Source organism: Paenibacillus uliginis N3/975, from assembly GCF_900177425.1.
Lineage (GTDB): Bacteria > Bacillota > Bacilli > Paenibacillales > Paenibacillaceae > Paenibacillus_AQ > Paenibacillus_AQ uliginis.
In genome coordinates this window covers 4,462,744-4,489,023 of record NZ_LT840184.1, presented here as the reverse complement: position 1 = coordinate 4,489,023, position 26,280 = coordinate 4,462,744, and the positions used below count along the sequence as shown (strand labels likewise).

The window sequence follows — 26,280 nt, the reverse complement described above, 5'->3', positions numbered from 1 at the left end:
TTCAGGCGGAGGAGCTCCTCCGCCTGAACATTTTACTTAAGGGGGAAACCGACTTGATAGAGGTCATACTGGATCAGGTAAGTAAACAATTCGGAAACGTCAAGGGTGTTACAGACGTTAACATTCGGATTCAACCGGGGGAATTCTTCACCTTTCTTGGACCGAGCGGCTGTGGCAAAACAACGACGCTGCGGATGATCGCAGGATTCTATTATCCGAGCGAGGGCCGCATCATGTTCGGTGATCAGGATGTCACCACGCTTCCCCCGAACAAGCGAAATACGGGAATGGTATTTCAAAACTATGCGTTATTTCCGCACATGACCGTTTTTGAAAATATCGCATTCGGTCTGCAGGTAAGAAAAGTCCCTAAATCCGAAATCGTGCAGCGCGTCGAACGCGCGCAGAAGCAAGTTCATTTGGAAGGCTACGGCAGCCGCCGTATCGATCAACTGTCCGGAGGCCAGCAGCAGCGGGTTGCCCTTGCTCGTGCGCTCGTCATTGAGCCGCAAATCCTGCTCTTGGATGAACCGCTATCGAACTTGGATGCGAAGCTTAGAGAAGAAACGAGAATTGAAATTAAGAGACTTCAACTGGAGCTGGGAATTACCACAATCTATGTGACGCACGATCAGGCTGAAGCGATGGCGATGTCTGACCGGATCATGGTTATGCAGGGTGGTGTTGTCCAGCAGATTGGAAGTCCAGAAGAAATATATAATCGCTCGGTCAACCGGTTTGTCGCTTCCTTTATCGGGGAGTCCAATCTGTGGGAAGGAACCGTAGAACGAATCGAAGGCAACGAAGCGGTCGTTCGTATCGCTCCGGGCCTTAGTCTGAGAGGGTTGATTGCGAATGCCTCGCCGAATTGCAAGCTAGAAGCGGGCAAGAGCGTGGCTATGTCCATACGTCCGGAATCGGTTCGCGAGGCTCTGCAAGGAGAGTCCGGCGACAATGTGGTTAACGGTAACGTGGTAATTTCCGAATTTACGGGCGTAAGCGTGAACTATGTATCGCAGGTGGCAGACCAGCAGCTGAAAGCGATGTTCGTCAATCAAGGGCATCGAGTGCGCGGACGCGGGGAAGAAATCTCCCTGTTCATTCCGAAAGAAAGCATCTATTTCTTGGGATAGAGAGGGGATGAATGATGTTAACCAAAATATCCAAAGCACCCAAAACACCTAAGCTTAGAACAAGTTCATTCACGCAATCGCCCTATTTTGTCTATGTCTTGGTAGCACCGCTGTTTCTAGTGCTCTTGGCTTACGTCGTATATCCGTTGTTCCAAACGTTCATCCAAAGTATCCAGGTAGAGGACAAATTTTCGGTCGCCAACTACTCCCGGTTTTTTAGCTTGGAGCATACGTCCAATCTGGAGGCACTCTGGACCAGCATTTATATTTCTGTCTTAAGCGTAATCACCTGTGCGATCGTTGGTGTTGCGATGGCCTTCCTGTTGGAGCGCTACGAGTTCCCCGGCCGGAAAATACTGGCCGTCCTCGTCCTCGTTCCGATGGCATTGCCGCCGCTTGTCGGTGTATTGTCGTTTACGTTTTTGTACGGCGAAAGCGGCATTATCCCGAGAGCACTGAAAGAGCTGCTTCATCTCGATCAGGTGCCGTTTTCCTTGAAGGGCATTTGGGGTGTGCTCGTAGTACATACCTTCACGATGTACACGTACTTTTATATGACGGCTTCCTCTGCGATCCGTAGTCTCGATCCGTCCTTGGAGGAGGCGGCAGCGAGTCTTGGCGCAGGACGACTCTATATATGGCGGCGTATCATTTTGCCAATGCTGACACCGGCGCTGGTCGCATCGTCGCTGCTCGTCTTCATGATCGCGATGGCTTCCTATACGGCTCCGCTCATCTTTGGCATCGAGCGGACGATGACGATGCAGATTTATTTGTCCCGGACGAACGGCAATCTGGATATGGCTGCGGCGCAGTCCACGATCTTGTCCGTCGTTTCGATTTTGTTCCTGCTTGTGATGCGCTGGTATCAAGGGCGGCGCAATTATCAGAACATGAGTAAAGGGATCAGCGTCCATCGCACGGAAGTGAAAAGCGCCGTAGGCAAGTACGTCGCGATGATCCTGTCTATCATTGGCGTAATCGTTCTGCTGCTTCCTATTTTCGTGCTCGTTCTCATTTCACTTTCGACGGACGGCACGTGGACGACGCAAATCCTTCCGCCAGAATACACGCTTGAGCATTACGTGAAGCTGTTTACCGACAGCAAAACGTGGCGACCAATTGCAAACAGCTTCCAGATGAGCTTCGTGGCGACAATCGGCAATGTCATCTTCGGCGTCGCTGCCGCGTATGCCATGATTCGCTTGAAATTTAAAGGAAAGACGCTGCTTGACGTGCTCATCATGCTTCCATGGGCTCTGCCGGGAACCGTTGTTGCGGTTAACCTGATTGCCGCCTTCAGCGAGCCTACTATATTCAGCTTCAACCAAGTGCTGATCGGCAGCTTCTGGATTCTTCCTTTGGCGTATTTTGTCCGGCATTTACCACTTGTGTTCCGATCCACTTCGGCGACACTGGTTCAGATGGATGCATCGGTCGAGGAGGCAGCTCGCAACTTGGGCGCATCCTGGTGGTACAGCTTCAGGCGGGTTGTGTTTCCAATGGCGCTAAGCGGCATTCTAGCGGGGACGCTGCTCGCGTTCGTGCAGGGCATCGGAGAATTCGTATCATCCATCCTGCTCTTCACCGCAAAGAGTACGCCGCTTTCCGTCGAGATTTTCCAGCGGATGTATTCATTTGAGTTCGGTACAGCTTGTGCGTACGGTGTGCTGCAAATTACCCTGATCATCATCGTGCTCTTCATTTCGCGAAAAATAACGGGCGACAGCACGGCCGTGTAAGTAACGGTCATTTCGTGGGAACACCTAGGGGTTCATCATCCACGTCATGATATACAGCGGGGAAACTGGCCATTTCCAGCTGAAAAAAACATTCCACCATATAGGAGGGATTTGATGATCAAAGGTAAGTCGACTTTAAAGTTGTGTTCCATTGTTATGAGCACGGTTCTGGCAAGCAGTGTGCTGTTGTCCACGCAAGCTCATCCCGCGTATGCGGATCGGGGAGTCGTCGATCTGTGGAAGTCGATTAAACCGCTGACGACGATTGCCAGCGCAATGAACACGGGGGCTCATCCGGATGATGAGCACAGCGCGACCTTGGCATATCTTTCCTTGGGAAGAGGGGTTAACACCTCCAGCGTGATCGCTGTCCGAGGAGAAGGAGGACAGAACGAAATCGGGAGCGAGCTGGGGCAAGCCCTCGGCATTATTCGCACCCACGAACTGCAGGAAGCTTCCAAGATCACGAATGTGACGTTAGGAATGCTTGGCGAGCAGCCGGATGACCCGATTTTCGATTTCGGGTTCTCTAAGAGCGTGGAAGAGACGCTGGAGAAATGGGGCGAATCGGTCGCTTACGAACGATTGATTCGGAAAATTCGCGAGCTGCGCCCGGATGTAATCATTCCTTCGTTTTTGAATGAAAACTCTACACACGGACATCACCGGACGATCAACGTGCTTACTGTTCGGGCGTTTAAGGATGCGGCGAATCCAGACATTTTTCCTGAACATTTGCAAAAAGGGCTTCAGCCTTGGCAGATCAAGAAGCTGTACCTGCCTGGCAGCTCTAAGGACTATACCGTGAAAGCGCCGGTCGGGGAATACAATGAAACCTATGGGGCTTCTTACCTTCAGCTTGGAGAAGAATCCCGCTTCATGCATAAGAGCCAAGGCATGGGAAGGGTGTATGATGAGGGCCCTGTGCAAGGGGACAATTACTACAAGCTCGACTTGAGCACGGTGAAATCGAAGGAGAAAGAGAACGACTTCTTTGACGGCATTGCATTCACCTTCGAGGATTTGGCGAAAGAGATCGATGCGAAGGGCAAAGACAACAAGGTCGTCAAGGATTTGCGCACCTTGCAAAAGGATGCGAATGAAGTCGTTGCCGCTTACCCGAGCTTCTCCAAAGTACTGAAAGAAGTGCATGAAATGAAAGCAGACGTACAGATGGCGCTAGCCGATGTCAAGGCATCCGGCTTAGAGGCGGCGACCAAGGAGGATCTGCTTCACCGGCTTCATGTCAAAGAAGAGCAGTTGAACAAAGCGAGCATGGAATCGGCGTCCGTCGTGGCGAAGGTGAAGCCGGAAGCGAGCGAGCTTGTTGCCGGTCAAACGACGAAGGTCGTCGTATCAGCCTTTAATGGCGGTTCCACGAAATTAGGCAAGATCAACCTGAGCTTGAACGTACCTACAGGCTGGACGGCGAAGCCGGTTGGAGTGACCAGTTTCGATGAGTTAGGCTACAACGAGACGCTATCAGCCACCTTCGAGGTGACGATTCCTGCGGACGCGCCGCTGTTCAAGGCTTATGACCCTTCGGTATTCAACGCGAAGGTGGAATATCAGGCGTTCAATACGGCAACGACATTGAACGTTACGCCGCAAAATGCAGTAGCGGTATTGCCACCGTACTCGATGTCGCTCAGCCCGAGCGCAACGATTCTGAATACGCTTAAGCCGGGAGAGCCGATTCCGATGAAGGTTACGGTGCGCAATTATACGCCGGGCGCTTCCAAAGCATCGGTGTCGCTGAACGTACCGGAAGGCTGGACGGCCGAGCCGGCTGTTGAAGAATTGAGCTTTGCCGCTAAGGGCGAAACGAAGTCCGTCGCGTTCACGGTCAAAGCTGCTTCGAACGTCGTGCCTGGCAAATTTACCGTGATGGCTGTTGCAAAGAACGGCAATGTGCAAAGCACGCATGGTGCGCAGATCATCGAGTATCCGCATATCGGAAAGACGTACATGGTGCAACCGGCCGAGCTCAAGATCCAAGCCTTCGACCTGAAGGTTCCGGACAAATTGAAGGTAGGCTACGTATCCAGCGGCTTCGATAACATCTACCAATATTTGAGTCAAGTGGGCATCGATGTCGTAAAGCTGGAAGCGAAGGACATCCAATCCGGGGATCTTTCGCAATATGACACGATTGTGCTTGGAATTCGCGCATACGCATTCCGTCCGGAATTGATACCGAGCAATCAGCGTCTGCTGAACTATGTCAAAGATGGAGGCAACCTTGTTGTTCAATATCATAAGCCTGAAGACAAATGGTCACCTGATCTTGCCCCGTACCCGATCAAGATCGGATCACCGCTTATTCAGTGGCGCGTAACGGACGAGAATTCCAAAGTGACGATGCTGGCGCCAGATCATCCGATGTTCAATGCTCCAAACAAGATTACGGATCAGGATTGGAACAACTGGATTCAAGACCGCTCTGCCTACAATCCGTCGGAATGGGGCAAGGAATATACGGCGCTCATTTCGAACGGGGATCCGGGCGAGAAGGAGTTTACGGGCACATTCCTGACGGCGCATTATGGCAAAGGAATCTATACTTACAGTTCATTGGTCTGGTATCGCGAGATTCCAGCTTTAGTTCCAGGCTCCATTCGCATGTTCGTAAATATGATTAGTCAACATCAGTAAAGTTCGCTTTTGATCACGAAGTGACCTTTTTAACATGTAAGCTAGCTCAACATCACAACATCGGTAGCGGGGGCCCCATTGGGTCCCCCAATACGATGGAGAAGCGGAGGTTTAAGGAGTATATGGATGTAATCGGAGTTCACGGGCGAGAAATCAGTCATGTGACGGAAAGTGCGCAATTCGCGGTCGTGCCCTTGGGGTCAGTGGAATATCATGGGCCGCATTCCCCACTCGGAACCGATACGATCTTGGCGGAAGGATTCGCGAAGCGGGTTGATGCAGCTCTGCGTCCTTTGATCTATCCGACGCTTCCGTTCTCGGCTTGCCCGGGCAAAACCCAGCACTATCCCGGAACAATATCGGTTCGCCCCTCGATTTTTATCGAGTATCTTACTGATGTTGTCGAAGGGATTTGCCGTCTTGGCATCTGCAATATCGTGCTGCTGAACGCTCATGACGGCAATATGGGCCCAGCCAGAGTCGTCGCCGAATCGGTGACTAGCACCTATCCCGACGCCAGCTTCCTTATTATCAACTGGTGGCAGATGGCGAGCGTCGATTTCACGCAGCAGTTAGGACTGTTCCAAGGGACGGCAGGAAGAGGGCATGGCGGTCCGTATGAAATGTCCGCCGTCAAGGCGCTTCGCCCGGAAATGGTAACCGTACAGGAATCGGACTTGGAATTAGATTCGTGTCCTCCTTTATCTTCTTTGCCTTATGTATTAGTAGAAGGAACCCCTCAAGGCTGGGACGGCTACACAGGACATATTCAGCAGTGCTCCTTGGAGGCGGGGCAGACAATCGTAGTAGAAGCAAGCCGCAATATGAACTTATTGATACAAGAATGGTTGGATATGAAAAAAAAGACGAACAAGGAGGCTAAATAGAGCTATGGGATATCGTGAACAATGGTTGGAGACCGAAGGGGCCGCATTTCCCGGCAAAACGTATACAGAGGTTGTGTTGGAGCCGGCATTTAACGAGGCCAAGACTAATTTGCTGGGCCCGATGATGGCGATCAACAAGGCACATCTGATCATGCTGGAAAAGCAGCAATTGGTATCAACCGACGAAGCGAAGCAAATTGCCAAAGCAATCCGGTCGATCGACCCGGAGGCGCTTCGCCAAGCTAGCTATACGGGACAGTTCGAGGATTTGTTCTTTCAGGTAGAGCATCAGATGCTGGAGCATGCGGGTGATATCGCAGGCAATTTGCACCTGGCGCGCAGCCGCAATGACATGGGCATTTCCATTTATCGCATGGTTCTACGGGAGAAGTTGATCGTGACGTTGACCTCCGCGCTGAAGCTCAATGAGCAGCTGCTGCTATTCGCCAAAGACCACACAGATACGCTTATGATCGGCTATACTCATACGCAGCAGGCTCAGCCGACGACACTTTCGCACTATTTTATGGCCGTTGTCGATTCGCTCAATCGGGATATTCGCCGGATGATGGCGTCCTTCACGAACTGCAACCGAAGCAGCATGGGAGCAGCGGCGCTCACGACGTCGGGCTTTGCAATTAGTCGGGAGCAGATGATGGAGCTGCTCGCCTTCGACGAGCTTATCGACAATTCGTATGACGCGATCGGCGGTGCTGATTACTTGGGTGAAGTGGCGACGGCCGTGCAGCTGGCGGCAATCAATTTAGGTCGAGTCGTTCAAGATATGCTGCTCTGGTGTACACAGGAATTCGGCGCGTTAAAGGTGGCAGCTCCGTATGTGCAGATCAGCTCGATTATGCCGCAGAAGCGCAATCCCGTCTCCTTCGAGCATATGCGTGCTTTGTTGTCGAGCTGCGTAGGCAATACGAACACGGTGCTGTCGATGATTCACAATACGCCGTTCGGGGATATCGTAGATACGGAAGACGATATGCAGCCTTATGCGTGGAGAAGCCTCGACATTATGGATAAAATGTATCGTTTGTTCGCTGCCGTCATTGGTACGATGGAAGTGAACAAAGAGGTGCTTCGCGAGCGAACGAAAGGAAGCTTCGCCACGGTAACCGAGCTGGCGGACACGCTTGTCCGCACGGACGGCTTGTCGTTCAGAAAAGCGCATCATATCGTCAGTGACGTGGTAAAGCTGTCCTTGGCGCAAGGCCTAGCGGCTAACGAGATTACGTTGTTCATCGTCAACGAAAGCGCACAGTGCCACATCGGACGGGATTCTTCTCTTAGCGAGGAGACGCTGCGCGAGGCGCTCGACCCTGTGCATTTTGTAGAGATCCGCTCATTGCCGGGAGGGCCGAGCCCGAAGGAAATTAATCGTATGATCGACATTCGGATGAACCAGCATCACGCACATGTTCATTGGCTTGGGCAAGCACAAAGTAAAATTGAGCAGGCGCTGCAGCATTTGGATCAAGTCATCCTAGAGTGGAGTGGTTCTTGATGGATAAGCACACCATCCCTCTGCTTGCTATCGACGGCGGGGGGACGAAGTGCCTTGCGGTCTTTACAGACAGGCAGGGGAATATACTCGGACAAGGAAAGGGCGGTTCCTCCAATTACCAAGGCAGTGGGAAAGATGGGGTCATCCGCGAACTGAAAGTCGGGATTGAAGAAGCGGTCGCGGATTTGTGTGAGAGGAACGGAATTGATGTATCGCATGTAGAGATTGAAGTGGAATGCGCCGTGTTCGCCCTTGCGGGACTAGATACGGAATACGACCGGCGCATTATTACTGGATTGGTAGAGGAAGTGCTGAAGCTGCTGCCGATACAGGTCAAGCATCTAATCGTAGAAAACGACGGCTACGCTGCACTCCTCGGGGCAACAGACGGCGATCCGGGGATTCTGGCCATTGCCGGAACGGGGTCGATCATATTCGGCATCAACGATCAAGGACAGACGGCCAGAGCCGGAGGCTGGGGTCATCGGGTCGGTGACGAAGGCAGCGGCTATTGGATCGGCAAGCAGGCAGTGATGGCGATTCTCAAGGCTTATGACGGGCGGAATGAGGGTACTCGGCTCGGTAAATGGGTGCTCCCGCATTTGGGTATGGAAAATGAAGAGGATTTGTTCAACTGGGTATATGGCCCCGAGTATTCCGTCGAAAAAGTAAGTGAGCTCTCCCGTGCGGTTGGCCAAGCAGCCTCTGACGGAGACAAGGAAGCGCATCAAATTCTGGAGGTGGCCGCTCACGAGCTGTTTATCGCTGTCGCAGCGGTTATACGTCATTTGTCGTTCCAGAATAAACCATTTACAATGATACTACTGGGTGGCGTTCTGCAACACGAAGGATACGTTCGGGATATGTTAATGCACAAGATTAAAGCGCATGCTCCACAGGTTCAATGGGACAAGGCTCGGAAGGAGCCGATTTACGGTGTAACAGCCATGGGACTTTCTTATTTGGAAACGAAGGTATCTACTAAGGTTCAGTAAGATACGAACAGTAGGGGGGGAGGGAAATGAAGAAAAGATGGTTATTCGTGTTCGCCCATCCAGATGACGAATCTTTTGCAGCCGGAGGCACGATCGCGAAGCTCAGCAGCACGGGGCACGAGGTTTTTCTGGCGTGCGCTACATCGGGATGCAGGGGGAAGTCGGGAGAATTTCAATTCGCTACCCGCGAAGAATTGGCCCGATTTCGTGAGCAGGAGCTGCGGAGCGCATGCTCCGTACTGGGTTTTGCCGACCTCATTCTATACCGTTATCCAGATGGCGAACTAAAGTCACTCGATTTGGAAACGCTGGCCCATCGAATTCAATCGACTATTTTGGAGCTGAAGCCGGATGTCATCCTTACGTTTCCACCGGACGGAGTTACCGGACATCCTGATCATATCGCGATTTCCGCAGCAGTAGTTAAGGCGGTCGTGCTGGCAGAAGCGCAATACCCAGAGGGGCAGCAGCCATCATTATATTTTACCTCAATTCCCCATTACTACGACCATTGCAAGGATTCGGGGCCGAAGCATACGTGCCCGATTACGGTGAGAGTCGATATCAGTGACTTTCGTCAGCACAAGGGGGAGGCTTTACAAGCCTACCAGAGCCAGATTTACTCGGTAAACCGCGCCTATCCCGGGGTCATGGACGACGACTATACAGTCATCTGTGACTATGAATATTACACATTGGTTCGCGCCAATGGTCAGCAGATGCAAGAGGAGACGGTACTGGCTTTGAACGAGCTGCCGATGTTGGATTTGATGTAATAAGTTGTTTTTGATTGAACATTCTGATTCTCGATACTGTTCCTGCCGTTCCTCTGCGAGTGGCATTTTTTTGATCCATGGAAGCATCTGCTAGTGCGAATGTGTAGTGCACATGGATGCAGCTGGTAATCTCTAAAAATCGGACAAGCAAATCCTGTTAATCGTTCTACATGATTTGATCGAAAAGCGCGATTCGGTTAAGACGATACTAACGAGGCTTACTTGGACAGCTACACTACTGACATTAGAATAGAGATACTGATGCATCTTCGTTCCCTGAAGAAGACCCGCAAGGACGTATCTCTTCACGATCCAATTGGAACGGATAAAGAGGGCAATGAAATCACATTGATAGATATCCTTGGCTCAGAGGCTGATGATATTGTGGATGCGGTGCAGTTGAAGATTGAAAAGAGCAAGATTTACCGCAATCTGGACATTTTGGACGAACGGGAGAAGGAAGTGGTCATCGGGCGTTTCGGCCTTGAGGCAGGCGGTGAGGAACGGACGCAGAGGGAGATCGCGAAGGAGCTCGGGATTTCGCGCAGCTATGTATCACGGATTGAGAAGCGGGCATTGAACCATGAGTTTTATAAGGCCAAAAGGTAGAGTGTCGATTGTATTCCCATACTAATAGCGAAAATACTTTCTAAATTAATCTCAAAGCGAATTTGCTTTGAGATTTTTCTATTTAAGCTTTATGTAAGGTTTAAATTAAAAAGGTGTAAGGTTCAAGGTTTATTATAACTATTGAAGACAGAAGAAATTTTAAACTTACGATTTAGGAGACACAAATATGAAACCAATCTTACAAGCAAAGAATGTTCAAAAAGTTTTTGGTGCCAAAGGAAATGTGTATACAGCACTACAAGATATTAATGTAGAGATTCAAGAGGGTGAATTTACCGGAATCATGGGTCCGTCTGGTGCTGGTAAATCCACGCTTTTAAATATTTTCTCCACAATCGATACACCATCATCAGGAGAAATCATTATCGCTGGTCAAAATATCGTCAAAATGAAGGAAGCTCAATTATCGGATTTTCGTCGCAATAAGTTGGGCTTTATTTTCCAAGAATACAATTTACTTGATACCTTAACGGTAAAAGAGAATATTTTACTTCCACTTGCATTATCAAGAGTTCCAGTGAAAGAAATCGAAAAACGCGTCAATGAAATCGCGGATACATTTGGTATTCGAGAAATTTTAGATAAATACCCATACCACATATCTGGAGGTCAAAAGCAGCGAGCAGCTGCATCTCGTGCCATTGTTGCAAATCCAAGCTTAATATTAGCTGACGAGCCAACAGGTGCATTAGATTCAAAATCTGCCACTAGTTTACTAGAAAGCTTAAGCACATTAAACGAAAAGAATAAATCAACGATCCTGATGGTAACGCACGATGCGTACGCAGCAAGTTTCTGTAAACGAGTTTTATTTATAAAAGACGGTCAACTCTTTACGGAGCTTCTGAAAGGGCAGCAATCCCGCAAGGATTTCTTCCAAAAGGTATTATATGTCCTGTCTTCTCTTGGAGGTGGGCACAGTGACATTATTTAGTATTGCTAAAAAAAATATAGTGCAAAATTTCAATAATTATTTTTTATATTTTGCTTCGATGATTTTTAGTATAGTCATTTACTTTACATTCGTTTCATTGAAATATGATACAACGATTCAAGCCACTTCTGATGGGTCACCAAAAATTAGTTCTGTTTTTAGTGGTGCAGCATTTGTTTTAATGATTTTTGTGGCTATTTTCATATGGTATTCTAACTCCTTCTTTACAAGGAAACGTAAAAAAGAAGTCGGTTTATATTCTTTACTGGGTGTGCGTAAAAAGCAAATTGGTCGTATGCTTTTCTATGAAAACTTTATTATGGGAATATTAGCACTCGTGATCGGAATTTTAATTGGCTCTGTATTATCAAAGTTTTTCGTGTCCATTTTAATGAAGGTTATGGGATATGAAGCAATCACGAATTTCTCAATTTCATCTGAAGCAGTTATTAACACGGTCTTAGTCTTTGTTGTTATTACACTAATTACCTCATTCCAAGGGTATAGACTTATCTATCGCTTTAAATTAATTGATTTATTCCAGGCCGATAAAGAAGGAGAACAAGAACCAAATGCATCTATTATAGTTGCTTTATTATCTCTTATTCTAATTGGTTTAGGTTACTGGATAGCGCTTCAAAACTTTCTTGAGTCGAATGTTTGGAAATCTTTAGGTTTTGCGATAACTCCAATGGTAATCTTAGTTACGGTTATTCTGGGTACGTATTTGTTATTTAGTACATTAACTGTATACCTATTAAAAATGTCAAGAAAGAATAAAAAGAACTATTGGAAAGGAATTAACATCATAGGGACGTCCCAACTTCTATACCGCATTAAAGGGAATGCTCGTACGCTAACCATCATTGCCGTACTAAGTGCCACAACATTAACAGCGGTTGGAACGGCATACAGTTTGTATTACAACAACAGAAGTAGTGTAGAGACAATAAATCCCAATAGCATGATGTTTATTGCTACGGACAAGAACTTAACAAAACTTGTTGAAGATATCGTATCAAACAATAAAGATCATAACGTTGTATTTCATCAATCGATTCCAACACTTCAACTAGATGCAGATATAACAAACCTAAAAGATAAATTTTCTAATGATGAAGAGAAATATACGATTATTTCAAACAGTCATTTTAACGAACTAGCAAAAGCACAAGATCGTAATGATTTCCTTTCTTTAAAAGCTAATGAAGCAGCTGCGTTAGACGCAGTCTACATGGAAGGGATGTCACCAAAATATGTAGGAGCCACGATTTCTTTAAAGCTTAATGGAAGTGATGAGAAGATTACATTTACGAATTTAAAGAAATATAGTGTCCTCAATCTTTATACTGCCTACACTTCTCTAGTTGTCAGTGATGAATTATTTGCGAAATTAGAGAAAGAAGCAAATCCAACATACATGGAAGTGTATAACATCACGAATGAAGATGATGCAGAACAATTAACAAAAGACATTCAATCGATCGTACCAGATGAAGCAGCATTCTCCAGTTTTTATGCAAACTATGCTTCAGGGTTAGAATCATCAGGACTACTAATATTCATGGGTGGATTTCTGGGATTAGTCTTCCTGGCTGCAACAGGAAGTATCATTTACTTTAAACAATTAACAGAAGCTAACTCAGATAAAGGTCGATATGAGATTCTTAACAAAATAGGAGTGAACAAAAAAGAAGTACGAAAATCAATTGCGAAGCAAGTGTTGTTTGTTTTTGCCCTGCCATTACTTGCAGGATCAGCTCATAGTATTGTGGCATTAACTGCTTTATCAAAATTATTACAAACAAATCTAGTCATTCCAGTAGTCATTTGCATGGGGGTATATACCTGTATTTATATCGTGTACTACTTCTTAACAGTAAATGCTTACTACAAAATAGTGACGAAATCGAATTAAATAATAAATTATACGAGGAGTAGAACAATGAAAAAAATAATCATATCTGTTTCGGTAATAGCGGTACTTGTAATTGGGTTCTTGATTTTTATTCAGAATGTAAATGTAAACAGGATTGGTGCAGACGAATACTTTGTTCAAATTAAAGGGAAAGGCGAGAAATTAGATGTTAAAGCAGCTAATGGCCAGCATTTTGAAGACTACAAATACACCTTACAAGCGATTAACAAAGAAGGAATAGAAAAAATGATGACATTTACAGCGCAAAAACAACTTCGTGAAGAAGCTTTTCTAAGACTTTATGTTAAGGAAGAGAAAGGAGTAACATCTTGGCAAGAGGTAACAAAAGATGAACTACCGGAAAAAGCAAAAGAGAAATTTGAATAACCTAGACAGAAGAAAGATAAATGATCTAAAAAAGAAATCGTTCCTTTCGTAAGTGGTTGGGTCGCACCTCCATTTTACAAAAGAACGGTTTCTTTATGTTTAGATCTTTTACAGTAGATGTATGCACGAAGCAGCGGAGAGGACGATTCGTACGCGAAGCGTCTCACAACAGACAGAAGGGGTGTTCCAGGTCTATGGACCTTTTTTAAGCCCCCCATTGACAATGTTATGTTTAGCAACTAAACTAAAATCATGGATAAATCAAATCACTTGTCATCTGACAACAACAAAGGAAGCCGCAATCTTGGCCGATTGATATTGCAGCTCCGGCGGTTAGAACGCCACCCGCATACATTTGGTAAAGCCGGTTCTCTGACCCCCAGTGAAATTCACACAATTGAAGCGATTGGATACGAGGGAGGCGTGCTGATGAGCGAGCTTGCCGCGCGTCTCGCTGTTACAAAAGGTGCGGTCACCCAGCTTATCGTTCGTCTGGAAGCGAAAGATTTGGTGACACGTTCGCCACATCCACATGATTCCAGAGCGACTATCATTTCACTAACCGATATAGGGAAGGAGGCTTTTAAGGCGCACGAGGAAGTGCATATTCAGTTTTATGATCAACTTCGTTCACAGCTTAACGAACAGGAGATCGAAATTTTTGAGAAGTGCATCGAAACACTAAATGATATTTTACGCAAATAATTTTTTTTGGATAAATAGTTTAGTACCTATACTATAATGGATCTTCGGAGGATAAACATATGAAAGACAAGATCGTAGTCATTGGGGGTTATGGTCAAGTAGGCCAAGTGATATGCAGCAGCCTGGGAGATTTGTTTCCCGGAAAAGTTTATGCTGCTGGAAGAAGTTTTGATAAAGCTGCACGTTTTGCTGCAACTACCGGCAATAAAGTGATTCCGATTCAACTGGATGCACATGATATCAACGCAGTCGACCTTCTGGAGGAGGGAACGATTGTGGTCATGTGCCTGGATCAAGACAACACTAATTTCGTAGAGAGATGTCTCCAAAAGAAAATACACTATATCGATATATCTGCGTCGCATGACTTTTTATCCAAAGTAAGAAGTATTGAGAAACATATGACATCGTTGGAATCGACTTCGGTATTAAGTGTCGGGTTAGCGCCAGGACTTACCAACATGCTGGTTAAACAATGCGTGAATAGAATGGATCAGGTTCATTCGGCTGATATTTTTATTATGTTAGGTTTGGGAGAGCAGCATGGTCATGCTGCAATAGAGTGGATGGTTGATAATATAGCTTCGAGCTTTTCCGTGGTTGAGAATGGAGTAAACAAACAAGTGAGAAGTTTAGAGGAAGGTAAAACGACGGATTTTCCCGGTAAATTCGGTCGAAGAACAGCTTACCGATTTAATTTTTCAGATCAACATGTTTTACCGGAAACGCTGGGCATTTCTTCAGTTTCCACACGTATTTGTTTCGACTCGTCATGGATAACCCGCCTAATCGCTTTAATGAAAAAGTTAGGCGTATATCGCTCACTTCAATATCCTGCCGTCCGACGTTCTATGATCAATCTGCTAAGTAAATTTCACTTGGGAACAGAGGTATATGCTGCAAAAGTTAGTGCAAACGGTATAAATAACGCTCAATCCGTCTGTTATGAATGTTCGATTCATGGACAGAGTGAGTCGTTTATAACGGGAAAAACAGCAGCATTCATAGCAAAAAAAATGTATCTGCAAGATTACCGCCCTGGTATTTTTCATACAGAGGAATTATTCGAGCCTATGGAGCTATTCGAGGAATTAAAGGCGTGGGCTACCTTCGAAGAAGGCTGGAAAAGTTAAACAACGCCTAAAGCAGCTGCCTGTTACTTGAGCAGGTGCCTTAGGCGTTGTTTTTTACTGTAACTGATAGTTGTGGCTTTTTTGTCAGTTCTGTTGCCTACAGCAATCCGGCTGCCTGGAACACCTTGTCAAAGGCTTGGCGAGACCGGGCAGCAAGTTGATCAGGAGAATCGGTCGGGATGGACGGGGTCAGAATTTCCTGAGCTACAGGCCCGTTATACCCGATTTGATGCAGTCCTCTTAAAAATGCTGCTAAATCGATGACACCTTCACCTGGGTAAACACGGTCATTGTCCAGCACATCCTCTACCGGTACGTCTTTCGCATCGTTGATATGTACATGAACAATTTGGTCTGCTCTCAGACGCAATATATCGGATTCGTTCAAACCGTTCGTGTACCAATGATAGGAGTCGAATAATAGTCCGACATTCGGTTCGTGAATCGTATCAATCCAATCGAGTGTTTCGTCGACTGTCCAGATAAAAGGATTTTTCCATTGTGTGCGCAAATGATGCGGACCGACAAACTCCAGGCCGAGCCTGATTCCATAAGCGCCGAGGATATTAGCACATATCCGAAGGCGCTTGGTTGCAACTGCCATGAAATGTGCAGCCGGGTAATCTGTTGAGGGAAGGACGTATGTGCAGCATCGGGTACATCCCAAGGCAGAGGCGGCAGCTGCCGCTGCTGGTAATTGACTTATTCCTTTTAAAAATGTGTGCTCGTCGGCTCTCCATTCAACCGGAAGACCGATGGCTCCGATCGTAAGATTGAGTTCCAGAAGACGTTCGACAGCCGTTTCGGCTCCGAGACGGTCAACCAGCTCTTTGGCTTCAAGATCCACACTCTGAAAATGGTACTGGGATGCCAGCTCCATGAGTTGCTCATCATTTGCAATTTCACCTAAACCAGCACGTGTTAATCCTTGTAGCACGAAGAAGTCCCTCCATTTGTGAGTAATCGAGTCTGTTCAGCGTGACTTGTAAGCCTTATACCCAGTTACGCCCGCTCCAAAATCGTATTCAATGTCGTACGGTCCAATCCTTTAACCAGCTTAATAAGCAGTTCTTTGGCTGCTTCGTAGTCATCTGTATGGATGATGGATGAGGAAGTATGGATGTATCTTGAACAAATGCCGATGATCGTGGAAGGAACACCGATCCCACTCAAATGCACCTGTCCTGCATCTGTGCCGCCTGGAGATACAAAGTATTGGTATTTGATTTTGTTAGTGTCGGCTGTGTCCTGAACATACTCCACCATCCCGCGGTGCGTTAGCATCGTTGGGTCGAAAATGCGCAGCAGCGCGCCTTGTCCGAGCTGTCCGAACTGACTCTTGTCACCCATCATATCGTTCGCTGCGCTGGCATCAAGTCCGAAGAAAATGTCCGGTTGGATCAGGTTGGCTGATGTCCGCGCACCACGCAAACCGAGCTCTTCCTGAACGGTAGCTCCAGCATATACGGTATTAGGAAGCTTTTCACCGTGAAGAGCTTTTACAAGCTCAATGGCCAGTCCAACACCATAGCGGTTATCCCAGGCTTTCGCCATGATTTTCTTGGGGTTCGCAAGTGGAGTGAACTCACAGATCGGAACAATCTGCTGTCCTGGACGGATACCGAACGATTCGGCTTCCGCTTTATTATCCGCACCGATATCTACATACATTGTCTTGATGTCAACCGGCTTGCTGCGCTGTGCTTCATCCAACAGATGGGTAGGAATGGAGCCAACCACTCCAGTGATCGGACCTTGATCCGTAATAATCTGCAGCCGCTGTGCGAGCACAGCCTGACTCCACCAACCACCTAAAGGCTGAAAGCGGATCATGCCGGCTTCCGTAATTCCCGTTACCATAAAGCCTACCTCATCCATATGACCTGCCACCATTACCCGAGGTCCTTCATCATTTCCGCGCAAGACCGCGAAGATGCTTCCTAAGCGATCCTGCAGGAATTCGTCTGTATATGGGGAGAGGGCATCCTTAACCCATGAACGCAGTTCACGTTCAAAGCCCGGAGCCGCCGGGAATTCTGTTAAAGTCCGTAGCAAATCCATTGTCGATTGATTCATAATGTGTTCGCTCCTTTTTTCGAAGGTATGTATAAGATTCATGTTCTAGTATGCTCTTCCAGCGTCGAAAAGTCCATGCTATCACATGGCCTTATTAACCTTCGTCAATGCATAGGCACCTATACCGGTGACAACGAGTATACTGTACTGAACTTGCTTTACCGTATTTGCCTTAGAAGGGAGCATTATATGAAACAACATACCCTCGATTTATACAGTCAGCATGGCAAAGCCAGTGAGTTTCTGCTGGTGCTAGTGCTCTTTATTTTGCTGGTGGTTTTGTTGATGTATGTGTTGATCTGAATGATCAATGTTAAGGCCAGTACGTAAAACAGCTTTAGGCAAAGTGCTTGAAGCTGTTTTTTATATGGATGATTTACCAAACATACATAAAGAAAGTCAATTCAAACCATAATGATAAAGAGCGAAATGTCTATAATCCCCAACTTGCGAAAGCAACATATACTTAGCCGGAGGTGTACGAATTGCCTGACTCCAAACAAAAATCCGAATCAAAACTAAATTCGATGAGTCCGGAGGAATACAAATCGATTGCCAAAAAACATGAACCGCCGAGCAATATACTGAAAAACTGTCTAAAAGCTTTTTTAGTGGGGGGATTGATTTGTGTTATCGGACAAGGTATCCAGCAGTTCTTTATGTCGGTGTTCCATATGAATACAAAAGAGGCCAGCAACCCGACGGTAGCGGTACTCATATTGATATCCGTCATTCTGACAAGCTTCGGGGTATACGATAAAATCGCCCAGTGGGCAGGAGCCGGCACGGCCGTTCCGGTAACCGGGTTCGCCAACTCCATGTGCTCTGCCGCGCTTGAGCACCGTGCGGAAGGACTTGTGCTTGGCGTAGGAGCCAGCATGTTCAAACTTGCGGGTTCCGTTATCGTCTTCGGTACCGTAGCGGCATTTATCATAGGTATTATCTATGCTCTTCTGGGTATAGGAGGAGGCCATTGATTATGAAAGTGACCGGACAAACCTGGAAGTTTGAGAATAAACCAGTCATTTTGGGAGCCTCTTCGATTGTCGGTCCTGAAGAGGGGGAAGGCCCACTAGCTCAGGATTTTGATTATATATACGACAATATAGAAATTAACGAAAAGACCTGGGAGAAAGGTGAGCGCCGTTTGCTAGAGGATGCGGCCAGAACGGCACTGGAGAACTCAGGCATTACAGAAGAACAGCTACAGTTTTATGTAGGTGGAGATCTGATGAATCAGATCATCAGCAGCTCCTTCGCCGCCCGTAAAATGGGTGTGCCATATATCGGAGTATTCGGAGCCTGCTCTACTTCCATGGAAAGCTTGGCTATTGCCTCACTTATGGTAGATTCGGGTGCTGCACAGTATGCGATGGCGGGCACGGCGAGTCATAACTGTACGGTTGAAAAACAGTTCCGTTATCCGACAGAGTATGGCTCTCAGAAGCCGCCGTATGCGCAATATACAATTACCGGAGCCGGCTGTTCAGTTGTAGCGACCCAAGGGGTCGGACCGGAAATCACTTACGCTACGATTGGTAAAGTGATGGATCTAGGGATAAAGGATCCTTTTAATATGGGTACAGCTATGGCACCAGCAGCTGTGGACACCATTACCGCACACTTTAAGGATAGCGGACGCTCTCCCGGATATTATGATTTGGTCGTGACAGGGGATTTGGCGGCTGTAGGGTTACCCATTGCCAAAGAGCTCCTTCAAAAAGAAGGAGTCCGCATGGAGGAGACGGATTTTATGGATTGCGGGCTTATGATTTACGACCGTGATAAACAGAAGTATGTGTTATCCGGTGGAAGCGGCTGCGGATGCTCTGCCGTTGTTACTTATGGTCATATCCTCAAACGAATGCGACGCGGCGAGCTCAAAAAAGTGCTGGTTGTGGCTACAGGAGCATTGCTCTCACCGCTTTCATATCAGCAGGGCGAGAGTATCCCTTGTATCGCCCATGCCGTAGCTTTAGAGATGGGAGGTTGAGAAGCATGCAATTTTTATGGGCTTTTATTATCGGCGGTTTGATCTGTGTCGTTGGACAGATCATGATGGATGCATTCAAGCTCACACCCGCCCATACGATGAGTACACTCGTTGTGGCCGGTGCGATTGCTGACGCTTTTGGCTTATACGATCCACTGGTTAAGTTTGCCGGCGCGGGTGCGACAGTGCCCATCACAAGTTTTGGTAACTCTCTTGTCCACGGAGCTTTGAGTGAGCTTAAGCGTGACGGATGGATTGGTGTTGTTACAGGTATATTTGAAATAACAAGCGCCGGGATTTCGTCGGCGATCATCTTTTCGTTTCTGGCCGCACTGATCGTACGTCCCAAAGGCTAAAGATACGGTTCATATGGATGATACATTACAGCTCCGGATTTTTTCCGGGGCTCTTTGATGTGAGGAAAGATATGAACAGGATAACTCTTTTGCATGAATGTATTTTTGAATGGACTCTTGAATGTACTCAGCGACCTTCATCATGTACAATAGTAGTTAATCTACTATTTATTCCCTTACAGGAGGTTTTTAATACATGCCCGTAAGTCAAGAATCCATGAATATCATCTCTTCGGTACGTTCCAATCTGGAATCGTGCCTGCTGGGCAAGGAATTCGAAATCCAGCTTCTTCTAACTGCGCTGCTCGCCGGCGGACATGTCCTGATTGAGGATGTTCCGGGAACGGGCAAGACTCAGTTGATTAAAGCACTCGCCAAATCCATGCAAGGAGATTACCGGCGCATACAGTGTAATCCTGACATTCTACCAAGTGATATAACAGGTGTATCGGTGTTTCACCCCCGTGATGAACGGTTCTATTTCCGTCCGGGGCCTGTAATGACGAATGTTCTTCTCGCCGACGAGATCAATCGCGCAACGACCAAGACGCAATCGGCCTTGTTAGAAGTTATGGAAGAACGTTGTGTAACCGTAGATGGAGAGACACATGAGCTTCCACATCCGTTTATGTTGTGTGCTACGCAGAATCCAATTGATTTTGAAGGCACCTATATGCTTCCCGAAGCTCAGTTGGATCGTTTCATGCTGAAAATCAGCTTGGGCTATCCTGATGCCGCCACCGAAAAAGAGCTGATGTTCCGTTCTAAAAATGGACAGTTGGTGGACAAGCTCAGACCGGTGACACATATGGACAGTATCTCGGCCATTCAGCACGAAATTCGGGATGTGTTTATTGGAGACCCGGTAGCCGATTATTTGTTAGGCATAACGCGTGCTACAAGAGAGCACCCGGCTGTCATTCTCGGAGCGAGTCCACGCGCTACACTTTCGTTTATGAATGCCGTAAAGGCTTATGCGTTCTTGCAGCAACGGGATTACGTATTGCCTGATGATGTCAAAACTCTTGCGCCTTATGTCTTGTCACACCGGATTATGCTGCGTCCGGAATCCAGACTCGAAAATGCGACGACAGAGTCGGTGCTGCAATTTATTCTAAGGCAAGTAAAAGTGCCCGTACAGATGGGGAGATAAGTATGCGCCGTTATCTTTCGATATGGACGAACGGCATAAAACCGTCGAGACTCGCAGCGGTATTGGCGGTTTGGTGTATATGCTTGCTGTATGTTCTGTTTCAGGGCGGCAAGACATCCATGATGCTTTTTTCAATGGTCAGTCTATTGTCTGTTTATCTGATTGGTTCGAGTTTCGGCGGAGTCAATCGAGTAAAGGCCTCCCGCTCCGTTTCATCAGGTGAGAATAATGGCGATGTTCTGCATGCCGGTGACCAGGTTCGTGTCAAGATGGAAGTGAACATCCCAGGGTTGCTACCCATGCCTTACCTTATTGTAAGAGAGGTGCTTCAGCGTCATAACGGGGAAAAGTGGTCCTTTGAAGATAGTGTGATTCCGAGCCTGCGCGGATCCGGGGAGCTGGTGTTTCAGACACCTCCGCTGGAAAGAGGTCGCTACGCCTTTTCAAGCACGGAATGCATTAGCGAGGATATATTTGGCCTTATGGAGCATCGCGGGGTATTTGAGGTTCAAACGTCATTCCGGGTGCTCCCGAGAACCGTGTATATTCCGAATTGGCATCGGAGCATTCGTAATTTAAGGCTCGGAGGGACGCAGACGACACTTTCGTCCTCCAGACGGGAGACGACCCAGATTAACGGTGTCCGGGATTATGTTTACGGTGACCGGATTTCACGAATACACTGGAATGCAACAGCCAGGACAGGCTCCTGGAAATCCAAGGAGTTTGAGCACGAATCATTTCCAAAAACAATGATAGTATTGGATTGCACGGCAAAAGGATACCATAATTCCCGACAATTTGAGTTTGCGGTTTCAGCGGCTGCTTCACTTGTTGAATATGGAGCACGAGAACATGCAGGCACCGGGTTGTTTACTGCAGGGAAAGATTCCCGTGTATTTGCGCCAAGCGATACCCCAAGCGAACGGATGCGGATGATTCAGCATTTGGTGGATGTGGATGCGGACCGGACAGAAAGTCTGCTGACCTCACTGGAGAGAGCATATCGACATTTTCCGAAAGGTGCTTTGTTCCTTCTAGTGAGTCCTTTGGCGGATCAATCGGTTATGGAAGCAATGCGCTGGGCAGAAACCAAAGGGATGAACCCTAGCTTGCTTAGAATACTAAGCTCTGATGGGATGAACAACGGCAAGGATGACTACTCTGCATTTCTTCAGTCACGGGGCATCACGAGTTACTCAGCTTCTTCGCTAGAAGAGCTTCCTGCCGTGTTAGGAGGTGGTGCATGATGAGGTCATGGATGCAAAAGTTTTCCTTGTCCTTTTTTTATATACTATCGTTGTTGTGGATTTGGCTAATATTACTGCAGTGGGTTTCCTATTCAGAGTCCTTATTATATGAAGAAACAACGGCAAGCATTATTGTCGCGCTCGCTATTACGGCGATTACGGAATCCTTGGTGTTTATCAAGCGCGGATTTCGTATGCTCATTCAGTTGCCGTTGATCATTTATGCGGTATACCGCACGTTAGAGAAATACGGCAATCCTGTACCTTCAAGCTTGCTTGAAGGACTAGAGTCGGGAGAGCTGCTTGAATTTCTGCCTTATCTTTGGTTTGCAGCTGCATCATGGGCGATTTTTCTGTTTATAGCAGTCTGGGCGACCAACAAGAGAAGGATCTTATTGGTTATAGGGTTGAATATCGTAGCTTTTGCTGTGCTTGATTCCTTCACGACTATTGTTTTATGGGATGAAACCGCATGGATCGTAGCGGTGGGTATGGGCTGGCTTGTTACAGAGCATTTCAACCGGTTTCGCAAAAGATTTCCTTTGGGTTGGCGCAAACTTCGCGAGTATCCCATTAAGATTATCGGAAATATCCTCGTTATCTTTTCGTTGATTATTTTGGCCGGCATTAACATGCCGAATATCCAACCCGCACTTACAGATCCTTATACCGCTTGGCGGGAATGGAACGGCATACCGTTGTCGGGAAGCGTGAGCGGATTGGGTAGCGGTATTCTCGATGTATCTGTCGAGAGCATGTCCGGATATGGGCGTGAAGATAACGAATTAGGCGGAGGTTTTAATTTCGACTATTCACCGGTCATGACAGTTGCATCCAAGGAAAGAAGCTATTGGCGTGGTGAGACGAGAGCACAATACTCCGGAACAGGCTGGTCAGATAAACAAAGACGGCGCGACTCGGAAGAAGTTGCGCTAGGCGAGGCTCTAAGCGGGGATTTATCAGGGAAGATTGACACCAAGACGGTGCAGCAGACCGTGACGATGCTCAATGACAGTGTATATCCGGTGCTGTTTGGAGCCTATTCGATATCTAAAGTGGACAGGTTGGATCCTGATGTGGATAATGGAATGCTTCGTTGGAAGGGCGAAAGTTCCGAGCTTCATCTGAATTCTGAGCCGAAACGTCCGAATTATCCGAAGACGTATACAGTCACTTCGGAAATCCCGGTCATCCCGGTAGAAGAGCTTAGCGCTCAAACTTATGATCAATTGTTTAACGGTCCAATAGACGAGGTGTATCTTCAGAAACCGTCCGATTTCCCGGAGCGTGTCGAAATGCTGGCGGAGGAAGTGACTGCCGCAGGAAATACCCCATATGAAAAGGTAATGCTGTTGCAGCAATATTTACAAAACAACTTTACCTACACGAACACACCTGACTTAACGAGAAGGGAAAGTACAGACTTTGTGGATGCCTTTCTGTTTGAAGTGAAGGAAGGCTACTGCGACTATTTTTCTACGTCTATGGTTATGATGACCCGATCACTAGGTATTCCCGCCAGATGGGTGAAAGGCTATGCGCCTGGAAACATTCCGAGTCAGGAATTTATGTCTCAGAATGGTCAGAATAATTCCGCATCTGGGAGTTATACGGTTACCAATGCGGATGCACACTCATGGGTTGAGGTATACTTCGGGGACTATGGCTGGATTCCGATTGAGACGACACCAGGCTTTAACATGCCGATTTTGGCCGGCGGGGAGTCGCTGGAACCTATTGTTTCGGAGAAAGAGAAAGAGAAGGCTGAGGAAGAGGAAGAGCCTGTTCTGCCTTCTGAAGAAACGGGAGGCAGCTCCTCTTTGTACATGATTCTGGGAATTATTTCAGGAACGGTTATTCTCGCCTGGATAGGGTATATTCTTTGGAGAATGCGGTTTAATCTCCGGTTCTTCTCTGCCCGTCTTCGAGCCGGGAAACCTCTGACACCTGCTGATAAAGTGATTGCCGAGACAGAACGTTGGCTACGTTATGCCCATCGTCGCGGCTTGAAACGCGACACCCACGAAACACTTCGGGAGTCGGTTAGCCGTTGGGAGAGTCTTTATCCGCCACTGTCCCGCTCGCTGACTCCATTGCTTAGAAAGTTTGAGGCTGCACGCTATAGTCCAATCCACATTATGGAGGAAGAATGGCGCGCGGTTCAATCCGAAGCGGATCAGCTCAAGAAGAGTATAAAAAGTGTTAGGATTTCCTGATCACAACCGCCCGGATTCCGATAGGAATAACGGGCGGCTTTTTCATGAAACCCCAGGCACTCATTGGCTTGGGATGTATGGTTGACGCGCTGTCGATTATTTTTACTAACCAACCGTAATATGGTATAGTTTTTCGTATGAAATTGAGGTGACGAATTTGTTTGAAATGTTGATTCCAAAACTCCGCGTCAACACGGTGTTTGACATTAACCTGGAAGAACTGTACGAGCAGGGCTACCGGGGAATTATTACGGATTTGGATAATACGCTCGTAGGAGCGAAGGCGCCACTTGCAACCCCTGAATTGGTGGCATGGTTTAAAAAAGTAAAAGAGATTGGCTTTCAGCTGATCATCGTTTCCAATAACCAACTGGAGCGCGTATCAAAGTTTGCCACTCCGTTAGATATCCAGTATGTGCACAAAGCCCGTAAACCTAGCAACATTCCTTTCCGGAAAGCGATGAAAATGATGGATCTAAAGAATGAGCAGACGATTGTAGTTGGAGATCAAATGCTGACGGACGTTTACGGCGGTAATCGTTTGGGCTTATACACGGTTTTGGTCATGCCGATTGCGATTAATGATGAAGGCTTTGTGACGCGGTTTTTCAACCGGCGGGTGGAACGAATCGCTCTGACACGTCTGAGAAAAAAAGGATTATGGATTGAGGAGGACAAGAAATCATGATGGAGCCTTTAGGCGAACAAGTCATCAAGAAATGCAGCGGTTGTGGCATTTCGCTTCAGCATACTGCTCAGGGTGAGCCTGGCTATCTGCCGGAAAAAGCCTGGGACCGTGAACCGGTCATTTGCCAGCGCTGCTTCCGTATCAAAAATTATAACGAGGTCGCATCTGTTGCAGTCGATCAGGATGAATTTCTGCGTCTGCTCGGGCAAATAGGCGAGAAGAAAGCCCTCGTCATTCATATTGTAGATATTTTTGACTTTGAAGGAAGTTTAATATCAGGTCTTCAGCGGTTTGTTGGCAACAACCCGGTCATCCTGGCTGTCAATAAAATCGACCTGCTTCCGAAAGTCACCAATTGGAACAAGCTTCTGAATTGGGTGCAGAAGCAGTGCAAAGAACAAGGACTTCGAACAACCGACATCGTTCTGTGCAGTGCAAAGAAGAATCAGGGTTTCGACAGACTTCTGGATACGATGGCTGCTCATCGCGGTGATCGTGATGTTTATGTTGTCGGCGCAACGAATGTTGGCAAGTCGACACTCATTAATCGTTTGATCCGTGATTACAGTGATCTGGAGCAGGAGCTGACCACATCACGTTATCCGGGAACTACGCTGGATATGGTTAATATTCCGCTTGATGACGGACGATATATTGTGGATACACCGGGGATTGTCTATCCATGGAGATACAGTGAGCTTGTAAGCCGTGACGATCTGGGTGTCGTTATGCCCGAGAATCCGCTGAAGCCTCTGGTATACCAGCTAAATGAAGGCCAAACGTTGTTCTTTGGGGGAATGGGGCGATTCGACTTCATTAAGGGAGAACATCAGTCCTTCACTTGCTTTATTAGCGGCCGACTGAATATACACCGTACGAAGCTGGAACGTGCCGATTCACTGTTCGAGGAGCATGCGGGGGAACTGCTGTCGCCTCCAACCAAGGAACGGCTGGAAGAAATGCCTGAATGGACAAGACATGAGATAAGAATTCCAAAAGGCTCCGGCTCGGACATATTTATTTCCGGCTTGGGATGGGTGAAAGTGAACGGAGACATGGGTGCTCTTGTCGCGGTTCATGTGCCGAAAGGGGTCAAAGTACTTCAACGGCCGTCACTGATCTAACCGGGTTTACACGGTC

22 protein-coding genes and 1 pseudogene are annotated in these 26,280 nt (G+C 47.2%); 21 read left to right on the top strand and 2 right to left on the bottom strand.

Annotated features, from left to right (window positions below):
- The first annotated feature begins 53 nt into the window (after positions 1 to 53).
- From B9N86_RS21385 to B9N86_RS21325, 13 genes and pseudogenes are all read left to right on the top strand, one after another.
- Positions 54 to 1,133 carry an ABC transporter ATP-binding protein gene (locus tag B9N86_RS21385; protein ID WP_208915163.1) on the top strand — a complete coding sequence of 360 codons (1,080 nt, stop codon included), beginning with the start codon at positions 54 to 56 and terminating at the stop codon, positions 1,131 to 1,133.
- A 14-nt stretch (positions 1,134 to 1,147) separates the two neighbouring features.
- A complete protein-coding gene (locus tag B9N86_RS21380) occupies positions 1,148 to 2,875 on the top strand; it encodes an ABC transporter permease (protein ID WP_208920600.1) in 1,728 nt (575 codons plus the stop codon).
- 114 nt (positions 2,876 to 2,989) lie between these two features.
- Positions 2,990 to 5,530 (top strand): NEW3 domain-containing protein, encoded by a 2,541-nt coding sequence (locus tag B9N86_RS21375; protein ID WP_208915162.1) that lies wholly within the window; start codon positions 2,990 to 2,992, stop codon positions 5,528 to 5,530.
- 122 nt (positions 5,531 to 5,652) lie between these two features.
- Positions 5,653 to 6,417 (top strand): creatininase family protein, encoded by a 765-nt coding sequence (locus B9N86_RS21370; RefSeq protein ID WP_208915161.1) that lies wholly within the window; start codon positions 5,653 to 5,655, stop codon positions 6,415 to 6,417.
- Between the two features lie 4 nt (positions 6,418 to 6,421).
- Positions 6,422 to 7,930 carry an argininosuccinate lyase gene (gene argH / locus B9N86_RS21365; RefSeq protein ID WP_208915160.1) on the top strand — a complete coding sequence of 503 codons (1,509 nt, stop codon included), beginning with the start codon at positions 6,422 to 6,424 and terminating at the stop codon, positions 7,928 to 7,930.
- Positions 7,930 to 8,925, top strand: coding sequence for an N-acetylglucosamine kinase (locus B9N86_RS21360; protein ID WP_208915159.1), 996 nt, complete (start codon positions 7,930 to 7,932; stop codon positions 8,923 to 8,925). Before argH ends, B9N86_RS21360 begins: the two co-directional genes overlap by 1 nt.
- 26 nt (positions 8,926 to 8,951) lie before the next feature.
- A complete protein-coding gene (locus B9N86_RS21355) occupies positions 8,952 to 9,701 on the top strand; it encodes a PIG-L deacetylase family protein (protein ID WP_208915158.1) in 750 nt (249 codons plus the stop codon).
- Positions 9,702 to 9,944: 243 nt separating this feature from the next.
- Positions 9,945 to 10,310 (top strand): annotated as a pseudogene (locus tag B9N86_RS21350) (sigma-70 family RNA polymerase sigma factor); the annotation flags it as partial.
- A gap of 187 nt (positions 10,311 to 10,497) precedes the next feature.
- A complete protein-coding gene (locus B9N86_RS21345) occupies positions 10,498 to 11,265 on the top strand; it encodes an ABC transporter ATP-binding protein (protein WP_208915157.1) in 768 nt (255 codons plus the stop codon).
- Positions 11,252 to 13,183: an FtsX-like permease family protein gene (locus B9N86_RS21340; protein WP_208915156.1), complete on the top strand. Its 1,932-nt coding sequence runs from the start codon at positions 11,252 to 11,254 to the stop codon at positions 13,181 to 13,183. The genes B9N86_RS21345 and B9N86_RS21340 overlap by 14 nt, the downstream gene beginning before the upstream one ends.
- A gap of 27 nt (positions 13,184 to 13,210) precedes the next feature.
- Positions 13,211 to 13,570 (top strand): YxeA family protein, encoded by a 360-nt coding sequence (locus B9N86_RS21335; RefSeq protein ID WP_208915155.1) that lies wholly within the window; start codon positions 13,211 to 13,213, stop codon positions 13,568 to 13,570.
- 252 nt (positions 13,571 to 13,822) lie between these two features.
- Complete coding sequence (locus B9N86_RS21330) at positions 13,823 to 14,275, top strand: MarR family winged helix-turn-helix transcriptional regulator (RefSeq protein ID WP_208915154.1); 453 nt, start codon at positions 13,823 to 13,825, stop codon at positions 14,273 to 14,275.
- Between the two features lie 59 nt (positions 14,276 to 14,334).
- Positions 14,335 to 15,408 (top strand): saccharopine dehydrogenase family protein, encoded by a 1,074-nt coding sequence (locus tag B9N86_RS21325; protein WP_208915153.1) that lies wholly within the window; start codon positions 14,335 to 14,337, stop codon positions 15,406 to 15,408.
- Positions 15,409 to 15,505: 97 nt separating this feature from the next.
- Here the strand turns inward: B9N86_RS21325 and B9N86_RS21320 are convergent, their stop codons facing one another.
- A complete protein-coding gene (locus tag B9N86_RS21320; RefSeq protein ID WP_208915152.1) occupies positions 15,506 to 16,345 on the bottom strand; it encodes a sugar phosphate isomerase/epimerase family protein in 840 nt (279 codons plus the stop codon).
- 65 nt (positions 16,346 to 16,410) lie between these two features.
- Positions 16,411 to 17,484 carry a M42 family metallopeptidase gene (locus B9N86_RS21315; RefSeq protein WP_208915151.1) on the bottom strand — a complete coding sequence of 358 codons (1,074 nt, stop codon included), beginning with the start codon at positions 17,482 to 17,484 and terminating at the stop codon, positions 16,411 to 16,413.
- Positions 17,485 to 18,011: 527 nt separating this feature from the next.
- Here B9N86_RS21315 and spoVAC point away from each other — a divergent pair.
- The 8 genes from spoVAC (at position 18,012) to yqeH (ending at position 26,264) form a co-directional block, all read left to right on the top strand.
- The gene (spoVAC, locus tag B9N86_RS21310) at positions 18,012 to 18,461 is read left to right on the top strand and encodes a stage V sporulation protein AC (protein ID WP_208920598.1); all 450 of its coding nucleotides are present in this window, start codon (positions 18,012 to 18,014) and stop codon (positions 18,459 to 18,461) included.
- A 2-nt stretch (positions 18,462 to 18,463) separates the two neighbouring features.
- Positions 18,464 to 19,477 carry a stage V sporulation protein AD gene (gene spoVAD, locus B9N86_RS21305; protein WP_208915150.1) on the top strand — a complete coding sequence of 338 codons (1,014 nt, stop codon included), beginning with the start codon at positions 18,464 to 18,466 and terminating at the stop codon, positions 19,475 to 19,477.
- 5 nt (positions 19,478 to 19,482) lie between these two features.
- A complete protein-coding gene (gene spoVAE, locus B9N86_RS21300) occupies positions 19,483 to 19,833 on the top strand; it encodes a stage V sporulation protein AE (protein ID WP_208915149.1) in 351 nt (116 codons plus the stop codon).
- 196 nt (positions 19,834 to 20,029) lie between these two features.
- Entirely contained in the window at positions 20,030 to 20,986 is a 957-nt protein-coding gene (locus tag B9N86_RS21295) for an AAA family ATPase (RefSeq protein WP_208915148.1), read from the top strand.
- A gap of 2 nt (positions 20,987 to 20,988) precedes the next feature.
- On the top strand, positions 20,989 to 22,236 hold the full coding sequence (locus tag B9N86_RS21290) for a DUF58 domain-containing protein (protein WP_208915147.1): 1,248 nt from the start codon (positions 20,989 to 20,991) through the stop codon (positions 22,234 to 22,236).
- On the top strand, positions 22,233 to 24,452 hold the full coding sequence (locus B9N86_RS21285; RefSeq protein WP_208915146.1) for a transglutaminase TgpA family protein: 2,220 nt from the start codon (positions 22,233 to 22,235) through the stop codon (positions 24,450 to 24,452). Before B9N86_RS21290 ends, B9N86_RS21285 begins: the two co-directional genes overlap by 4 nt.
- Positions 24,453 to 24,609: 157 nt before the next feature.
- On the top strand, positions 24,610 to 25,140 hold the full coding sequence (locus tag B9N86_RS21280) for a YqeG family HAD IIIA-type phosphatase (RefSeq protein ID WP_208915145.1): 531 nt from the start codon (positions 24,610 to 24,612) through the stop codon (positions 25,138 to 25,140).
- On the top strand, positions 25,137 to 26,264 hold the full coding sequence (gene yqeH / locus B9N86_RS21275) for a ribosome biogenesis GTPase YqeH (RefSeq protein WP_244562783.1): 1,128 nt from the start codon (positions 25,137 to 25,139) through the stop codon (positions 26,262 to 26,264). Before B9N86_RS21280 ends, yqeH begins: the two co-directional genes overlap by 4 nt.
- The last annotated feature ends 16 nt before the right edge of the window (positions 26,265 to 26,280 follow it).

Excerpts from the sequence above, each read along its gene's own strand:
- B9N86_RS21380 (WP_208920600.1), top strand. The coding sequence starts at position 1,148 with ATGTTAACCAAAATATCCAAAGCACCCAAAACACCTAAGCTTAGAACA.
- B9N86_RS21375 (WP_208915162.1), top strand. The coding sequence starts at position 2,990 with ATGATCAAAGGTAAGTCGACTTTAAAGTTGTGTTCCATTGTTATGAGC.
- B9N86_RS21370 (WP_208915161.1), top strand. The coding sequence starts at position 5,653 with ATGGATGTAATCGGAGTTCACGGGCGAGAAATCAGTCATGTGACGGAA.
- argH (WP_208915160.1), top strand. The coding sequence starts at position 6,422 with ATGGGATATCGTGAACAATGGTTGGAGACCGAAGGGGCCGCATTTCCC.
- B9N86_RS21360 (WP_208915159.1), top strand. The coding sequence starts at position 7,930 with ATGGATAAGCACACCATCCCTCTGCTTGCTATCGACGGCGGGGGGACG.
- B9N86_RS21355 (WP_208915158.1), top strand. The coding sequence starts at position 8,952 with ATGAAGAAAAGATGGTTATTCGTGTTCGCCCATCCAGATGACGAATCT.
- B9N86_RS21345 (WP_208915157.1), top strand. The coding sequence starts at position 10,498 with ATGAAACCAATCTTACAAGCAAAGAATGTTCAAAAAGTTTTTGGTGCC.
- B9N86_RS21335 (WP_208915155.1), top strand. The coding sequence starts at position 13,211 with ATGAAAAAAATAATCATATCTGTTTCGGTAATAGCGGTACTTGTAATT.
- B9N86_RS21330 (WP_208915154.1), top strand. The coding sequence starts at position 13,823 with ATGGATAAATCAAATCACTTGTCATCTGACAACAACAAAGGAAGCCGC.
- B9N86_RS21325 (WP_208915153.1), top strand. The coding sequence starts at position 14,335 with ATGAAAGACAAGATCGTAGTCATTGGGGGTTATGGTCAAGTAGGCCAA.
- B9N86_RS21315 (WP_208915151.1), bottom strand. The coding sequence starts at position 17,484 with ATGAATCAATCGACAATGGATTTGCTACGGACTTTAACAGAATTCCCG.
- spoVAC (WP_208920598.1), top strand. The coding sequence starts at position 18,012 with ATGAGTCCGGAGGAATACAAATCGATTGCCAAAAAACATGAACCGCCG.
- spoVAD (WP_208915150.1), top strand. The coding sequence starts at position 18,464 with ATGAAAGTGACCGGACAAACCTGGAAGTTTGAGAATAAACCAGTCATT.
- spoVAE (WP_208915149.1), top strand. The coding sequence starts at position 19,483 with ATGCAATTTTTATGGGCTTTTATTATCGGCGGTTTGATCTGTGTCGTT.
- B9N86_RS21295 (WP_208915148.1), top strand. The coding sequence starts at position 20,030 with ATGCCCGTAAGTCAAGAATCCATGAATATCATCTCTTCGGTACGTTCC.
- B9N86_RS21290 (WP_208915147.1), top strand. The coding sequence starts at position 20,989 with ATGCGCCGTTATCTTTCGATATGGACGAACGGCATAAAACCGTCGAGA.
- B9N86_RS21285 (WP_208915146.1), top strand. The coding sequence starts at position 22,233 with ATGATGAGGTCATGGATGCAAAAGTTTTCCTTGTCCTTTTTTTATATA.
- yqeH (WP_244562783.1), top strand. The coding sequence starts at position 25,137 with ATGATGGAGCCTTTAGGCGAACAAGTCATCAAGAAATGCAGCGGTTGT.